Annotated in this window: 8 protein-coding genes and 1 pseudogene; 6 read left to right on the top strand and 3 right to left on the bottom strand. The window is 73.4% G+C overall.

The window, feature by feature from the left end; all coding sequences use genetic code 11:
* Positions 1-17: 17 nt before the first annotated feature.
* Positions 18-878, bottom strand: a complete 861-nt coding sequence (folP, locus tag VR44_RS33550; protein WP_045951418.1) for a dihydropteroate synthase — start codon at positions 876-878, stop codon at positions 18-20.
* A 76-nt stretch (positions 879-954) separates the two neighbouring features.
* On the opposite strand from folP, the gene VR44_RS33545 reads away from it, so the two are divergent.
* Together VR44_RS33545 and VR44_RS33540 are read left to right on the top strand one after the other, a co-directional pair.
* Positions 955-1,317, top strand: coding sequence for a DivIVA domain-containing protein (locus VR44_RS33545; protein WP_052713950.1), 363 nt, complete (start codon positions 955-957; stop codon positions 1,315-1,317).
* On the top strand, positions 1,314-1,895 hold the full coding sequence (locus VR44_RS33540; protein WP_045951417.1) for a DNA-3-methyladenine glycosylase I: 582 nt from the start codon (positions 1,314-1,316) through the stop codon (positions 1,893-1,895). Before VR44_RS33545 ends, VR44_RS33540 begins: the two co-directional genes overlap by 4 nt.
* 15 nt (positions 1,896-1,910) lie before the next feature.
* Here VR44_RS33540 and chcB read toward each other — a convergent pair whose 3' ends face one another.
* On the bottom strand, positions 1,911-2,714 hold the full coding sequence (gene chcB, locus VR44_RS33535; protein WP_045951416.1) for a 2-cyclohexenylcarbonyl CoA isomerase: 804 nt from the start codon (positions 2,712-2,714) through the stop codon (positions 1,911-1,913).
* Positions 2,715-3,046: 332 nt separating this feature from the next.
* Here chcB and VR44_RS43235 point away from each other — a divergent pair, with 332 nt between their 5' ends.
* Positions 3,047-3,214: a DUF3117 domain-containing protein gene (locus VR44_RS43235; protein ID WP_003966491.1), complete on the top strand. Its 168-nt coding sequence runs from the start codon at positions 3,047-3,049 to the stop codon at positions 3,212-3,214.
* Between the two features lie 114 nt (positions 3,215-3,328).
* Here the strand turns inward: VR44_RS43235 and VR44_RS33530 are convergent, their stop codons facing one another.
* Positions 3,329-3,991, bottom strand: coding sequence for an O-methyltransferase (locus VR44_RS33530; RefSeq protein ID WP_045951415.1), 663 nt, complete (start codon positions 3,989-3,991; stop codon positions 3,329-3,331).
* Positions 3,992-4,158: 167 nt separating this feature from the next.
* Here VR44_RS33530 and sigE point away from each other — a divergent pair, with 167 nt between their 5' ends.
* From sigE to VR44_RS33515, 3 genes and pseudogenes are all read left to right on the top strand, one after another.
* Positions 4,159-4,938, top strand: a complete 780-nt coding sequence (sigE, locus tag VR44_RS33525; RefSeq protein WP_094192080.1) for an RNA polymerase sigma factor SigE — start codon at positions 4,159-4,161, stop codon at positions 4,936-4,938.
* Positions 4,935-5,426: pseudogene (locus VR44_RS33520) on the top strand (zf-HC2 domain-containing protein); the annotation flags it as partial. The gene sigE and the pseudogene VR44_RS33520, both read left to right, overlap by 4 nt.
* A gap of 274 nt (positions 5,427-5,700) precedes the next feature.
* The coding region (locus VR44_RS33515; protein ID WP_045951412.1) for a S1C family serine protease at positions 5,701-6,443 on the top strand (743 nt) is incomplete at its 3' end.

Below are 6,443 nucleotides of genomic sequence, written 5' to 3'. Positions count from 1 at the left end.
CTCGGGCGCGGGCCGGCTCAGGCCAGCCCGCGCCGGGCCACGGCCGGCGGCCGGTGCCCCTGGATCGACCGGACCATGTCGAGGACCTGCTTCGTCTCCGCGACCTCGTGGACCCGGTAGACCTGGGCGCCGAGCCACGCCGAGACGGCCGTGGTCGCCAGCGTGCCCAGCAGCCGCTCCTTGACCGGCTTGTCCAGGGTCTCGCCCACGAAGTCCTTGTTCGACAGGGAGACCAGGACCGGCCAACCGGTTTCGGCCATCTCCGCCAGCCTGCGGGTGGCTTCCAGCGAGTGCCTGGTGTTCTTCCCGAAGTCGTGGCCCGGGTCGATCAGGATCGACTCCCGGGGCACTCCGAGGGCCTCGGCCCGCTCCGCGAGCCCGACGGTGACGCGCAGGATGTCCTCCATCACGTCCTCGTACGCGGTCCGGTGCGGCCGGGTGCGCGGCTCCACCCCGCCCGCGTGCGTGCACACGATGCCCGCGCCGTGGCGCGCCGCGACCTCCGCCAGCTTCGGGTCCACCCCGCCCCAGGCGTCGTTGAGCAGGTCCGCGCCGGCCGCGCAGACGGCCTCGCCGACCTCGTGCCGCCAGGTGTCCACGCTGATCACCACGTCCGGGTGGCGGCGGCGCACCTCGGCCACGAAACCGACCGTGCGCCGGGCCTCCTCGGCCGCGTCCACGTGCTCGCCCGGGCCCGCCTTGACCCCGCCGATGTCGATGATCGCCGCGCCCTCGGCCACCGCCTGCTCCACCCGGTCCAGCGCGGGCTCGTCGCGGAAGGTGGCGCCCTGGTCGTAGAAGGAGTCAGGGGTCCGGTTCACGATGGCCATGATCACCGGCTCGTGGGTGTCGAACTCGCGCCTGCCCAGTCGCAGCATCCCGCTCTTTCCTCCTTCGGCGACCCTCGCGCCACGTCTGCGACCTTAACCTGGTGGCCGGAGTCTCTCAGGGGAGTTGATCGTGTTCTGGTTCTTGCTGATCGCGCTGGTCGTGGTCGTGGCCGCGGTCACCCTCGCGGTGGTCGGCGGAGGCGCGGAGGCCGTCCTGCCCGAGGCCGAGCCCGACCGGGTGGCGGACGCCCTGCCCGAGACCCGTCCGGTGGTACGGGAGGACATCGACGCGCTGCGGCTGCCGATCGCCCCGCGCGGCTACCGGATGGCCGAGGTGGACGACGTACTGGACCGGCTCGCCGCGGAGCTCGCCGAGCGGGACGCCCGGATCGCCGAGCTGACGGCGGCCCGCACCCAGGCCGCCCCTGCCCAGGCCGCCCCTGCTCCGGCCGCCGACCGGGTCGACCTCACCAAGGACGAGCGGTGAGCGGCGGCGGCCTGCTGGCCGGCCCGGACGGCGCCCTGCGCTGTCCCTGGGGGCTGGCCACGGAGGACTACGTCACGTACCACGACACCGAATGGGGCAAGCCGGTCCACGGCGACGACGCCCTCTACGAGCGGCTCTGCCTGGAGGCCTTCCAGTCCGGGCTGTCCTGGCTGACGATCCTGCGCCGGCGCGAGGGGTTCCGTAAGGCCTTCGGCGACTTCCGGATCGCGGCGGTCGCGGAGTTCGGGCCGGCCGACGCCGAGCGGCTCCTCGCCGACGAGGGCATCATCCGCAACCGCGCCAAGATCGAGGCCACCCTGGCCAACGCGAAGGTGCTGGCCGGCTGGGAGCCCGGGGAACTGGACGCGCTGATCTGGTCCCACGCCCCCAAGCGGAAGGGCCGGGCCCCCAGGACCACCGGCGACGTGCCGGCGGTCACCCCGGAGTCCACGGCCCTGGCCAAGGCCCTCAAGAAGGCGGGCATCCGCTTCGTCGGACCCACCACCGCCTACGCCCTGATGCAGGCGTGCGGCCTGGTCAACGACCACCTCGCGGGCTGCGTCTCCCGCGAGGCGTGAACAGCCGGTGAACGTTCAGCGGCCCAGGTACTGCGGGGGCTGCTTGGCGAGGAAGGCCTGGACGGCGATGGAGTGGTCCTCCGAGGCACCCGCGCGGGTCTGCAGGACGTCCTCCCGCTCCAGGGCCTCGGAGAGGGAGTGGGAGGCCCCGTACGCGAGGGACTCCTTCAGGGCGGCGTAGGCCACCGTCGGACCCGCGGCCAGGCTCCGGGCCACCGCTTCCGCCTCCTCGTGGAGTGAGTCCGCGGGCACCAGACGGTTGACGATCCCCAGCTCGTACGCCTCCTGCGCCTTGATCGAGCGGGGGAACAGCAGCAGGTCGGAGGCCCGGGAGGCGCCGATCAGCCGGGGCAGGGTCCAGGAGACCCCGGAGTCGGCGGTCAGCGCCACACCGGCGAACGAGGTGTTGAACGAGGCGGTGTCGGCGACCACGCGGAAGTCCGCCGCGAGCGCGAACCCGAAGCCCGCCCCGGCCGCGACGCCGTTGACCCCCGCCACCACGGGCTTGGGCATCTCGGTGAGGGCCCGCACGATCGGGTTGTAGTGCTCGGAGACGGTGCTCATCGTGAGCTTCGAGCCGCTCTCGCGGTCCGCCGCCAGGTTCCCGATGTGCTCCTTGAGGTCCTGGCCCACGCAGAAGGCCCGGGTGCCGGAGGCGGTCAGCAGGACCGCCCGCACGGCCGGGTCGGCGGCCGCCTCCTGCACCGCGTCCCGCAGGGCGACCTTGGCCTCCGTGTTCATGGCGTTCATCGCGTCGGGCCGGTTGATCGTGACCTTCGCGAGTCCGTCGGTCACTTCGTAGAGCACGCTGTCGGCCATGGCGGGGGTCCCCCTTCGTCGCGGGTGTGGCTACCGGCCGGTACCGGCCGGTCCAAGGGTCAGCATGGCGGACGGGACCACCGCCGGGCATGTGATGTGCGTCAAACGAAGCGGAGGCGCTCACCGGGGAGCAGCGGCGAAGTATCGCAGGCGGATCCCCGAAATGAGTGGTTTTGGCCGAGCGCGTTGCCCAAGCGTTCCCTGCCGATGTTGGTCATCGGGTCCTGACATGCGGGATAATGGCTGGGAAGCAATGTGTTCGATGCCGGGTACTAGGCGCCTGAACGGGGCCGTCGGCTGACGATGAGCTGGTTTCAGGAAGGGGAACGAGCATGGCGGCCATGAAGCCGCGGACGGGCGACGGCCCGCTCGAGGTCACCAAGGAGGGGCGAGGCATCGTCATGCGCGTACCGCTCGAAGGCGGCGGTCGGCTTGTCGTCGAGCTGACGCCGGACGAGGCGGACGCCCTGGGTGACGCCCTGAAGAAGGTCGTCGGCTGACCCTCGACCACTGAGATCCCCACACCGCCCCGCCGCTACCGCGGCGGGGCGGTGTTGTCGTTCCCGCACCAAGCTCCAGCCCCGCCGGCACGCTCCAGCCCCGGCGGCGAGGCCCTACCGCCGCACCGCGCACAGAAGGCCGTCCCCCACGGGCAGCAGCGCGGACTTCAGCGCGGGACTCTCCCGGACGCTGCGCAGCAGCTCCCGCACCCGCAACACCTCCACCGGCTGCGCGGCCGAATCGACCGTACGCCCGTCCGAGAACACCCCCTCGAAGCACACCAGCCCCCCGGGCCGCAGCAGGCGCAACGATTCCGCGAGGTAGTCCAGCGACTCGGTCGGGTCCCCGTCGCAGAACACGAGGTCGTACCCGCCGTCGGCGAGCCGCGGCAGCACGTCCAGGGCCCGCCCCGGAATGAACCGCGCCCGGTTCCCCGCGAAGCCGGCCGCACGGAACGCCTGCCGCGCGAAGGCCTGCCGGTCCGCTTCCGGGTCGACCGTGGTCAGTACCCCGTCCGGCCGCATCCCGTGCAGCAGGTGGATGCCGGAGACCCCGGTCCCGGTGCCGATCTCGGCGACCGCCTTGGCGTCCGCGGTGGCGGCGAGCAGACGCAGCGCGGCCCCGGTGCCGGGGGAGACGGAGCGCAGGCCCGCTTCCCTGGACCGGTCGCGGGCCCATCGCAGGGCGTCGTCCTCGGCGACAAACGCGTCGGCGAACGCCCAGCTCGTCTGCCGGTTGCCGGTAATGACCCTCTCCTGTCCCCATAGTTGGCGCAACGGTGACTGTATCCGCTGGAGTCGGGAACCCGCAGATGGGACCGGGCGTTGGGAGGGTGAGAGGCGGGATAGAGGGGACGCCGGCGGGCAGAACGGCGGCGCGGAACCCGAGTCCCGGGCAAAGATAAAGCAAAAATGCTTATCCAGAGCTGACGGGAGGGGTGGCTATGGTAGGGGCTCCACTGGACACCACCAGAGCCGACAGGGGAGGTGCGGCTGCGCCTGTGGATCGTGGAGGCGTACTGAGACGCCTCTTCTGGTCGGCGGGTGAGCCGAAATCCGTGACCTACACCGCTGACCGTTTCCACACCGCCCACACCGCGACCACCGCGACCTTTGCCGCCGATGCGGGCTCCCAGGCGTGGACCCCTCCCACCTGGGAGGAGATCGTCAGCACGCACAGCGCGCGCGTCTACCGCCTCGCCTACCGCCTGACGGGCAACCAGCACGACGCCGAGGACCTCACGCAGGAGGTCTTCGTCCGCGTCTTCCGCTCGCTGTCCACGTACACGCCCGGCACCTTCGAGGGCTGGCTGCACCGCATCACCACCAACCTGTTCCTGGACATGGTCCGCCGCAAGCAGCGGATCCGTTTCGACGCGCTGGCCGACGACGCGGCCGAGCGGCTGCCGAGCCGTGAGCCCTCCCCCCAGCAGGTGCTCCACGACACGCACTTCGACGCCGACGTGCAGCAGGCGCTGGACACCCTCGCGCCCGAGTTCCGTGCCGCCGTGGTGCTCTGCGACATCGAGGGCCTGTCCTACGAGGAGATCGCCGCCACCCTCGGCGTGAAGCTCGGAACCGTCCGCAGCCGTATCCACCGCGGCCGTTCACACCTGCGCAAGGCGCTCAAGCACCGCTCTCCCGAGGCCCGCGCCTCCCAGCGCGCCCTGGCCGGAGTGGCGGTGGGCGTCCCGGGCGCCGGGGGAGAGGGCGGAGCCGAGTGAGCGGAGTCAGTCCGTCCCCCGCCGAACAGCACCTGGGCGACCGCCTCGCCGCCCTCGTGGACGGGGAGCTGAAGCACGACGCCCGTGAGCGGGTCCTGGCACACCTGGCCACCTGTGCCCGCTGCAAGGCCGAGGCCGACGCGCAGCGCAGGCTGAAGACCCTCTTCGTGGAGAGTGCCCCGCCGCCGCTGTCCGCCGGACTGCTGGCCCGGCTGCAGGGGCTGCCGGGCACGGGCCCCGAGGGCCCTGCCGGACCGCCGGGCGGTCCCGGTGCGCCGCGCACCCCCGCCGCTCCCGGAGCCGACCCTCTCGCCACCTTCGGGTACGCCGTCCCGGCCGCCCCGCGCGAGGGGTTCCGCATCCATGAGATGGGGCGTCCCAGACGCCGCCTCGCCTTCGTCGCGGCCGGAGCCGTGTCGCTGGCCGCGATCGCGCTGGGCGGATCGCTCCCGCTGGACGCGATCGAGCCGAACGCCCGTGGTGAAGCGCCGGCCTCCCGGCCCGGCCCGTCGATCCCGCTGACCGACGCCGCCATCCGCGACCGGCTGCCGCTGCCCGACGCGGTACGCACCCCGAGCCCGTCCGCGGCGACGCCCACGGCCGTCTCCCCGCCCCCGGTCACGGCCCAGCCGGCCTCCCTCGCCCGCTGACCGCCGGGGCCGCCCCCGGCTCCGCCCCGGGCCAGCGCGGGGGTCCGGCACCTGGTTGAATCTGCGGCACACGTGCCGCCCCGCGGCACGCCAGGCCCGCGGGGGAGCGCACATGTCCGACAGTCAGAACAACGGCCCGGCTCCCACCTGGTGGAGCCGGCCCGCAGACCCCTCCGCCCCGCACCCGCAGCCCGCCCCCGAGGCGCCCGGCGCCCCGGCCGGCCCCGCCCCGGGGGACGAGCCCGCAGCGGGAGCCGGGGCCGCGGCCGAAGCCGAGCCGGTGCCCGGGCCGCGGTACGACCCCTGGGCCGCCCGTCCGCTCCAGGTGGTGGACGACGAGGGCGCGCCCCGGCGGTGCGGGCCCTCGGTGTGGCAGCTGGCCGTCTTCGGCGTGGTGATCGCCCTCCTCGCCGGCGGCATCGGCGGCTGGCTGGGCATCCTCGCCGAGCGCCGCACGAGCACCCGCCTGGAACTCCCGCAGGCCGCCGTCGACACCAAGGGCCGGGCCCCGGACAGCGTGGCCGGCATCGCCGCCACCGCCCTGCCCGGCGTCGTCACCCTGCACGTCAGCGGCGGCGACGGCGGCGGCACGGGCACCGGCTTCGTCCTGGACGAACAGGGCCACATCCTGACCAACAACCACGTCGTCGCCGACGCCAAGGAGATAACCGTCACCTTCAGCACCGGCGACAGCGTCACCGCCGAGCTGGTCGGCCGCGACAGCGGCTACGACCTCGCCGTCGTGAAGGTCACCGGTGTCCGGGGCCTGCACCCGCTGGCCCTCGGGAACTCCGAGAACGTCCGTGTCGGAGACCCCGTGGTCGCCATCGGCGCCCCCTTCGACCTCTCCAACAC

The organism is Streptomyces katrae (assembly GCF_000966975.1).
Taxonomy (GTDB): Bacteria; Actinomycetota; Actinomycetes; order Streptomycetales; family Streptomycetaceae; genus Streptomyces; species Streptomyces katrae.
This window is presented reverse-complemented; position numbering and strand designations above follow the sequence as displayed.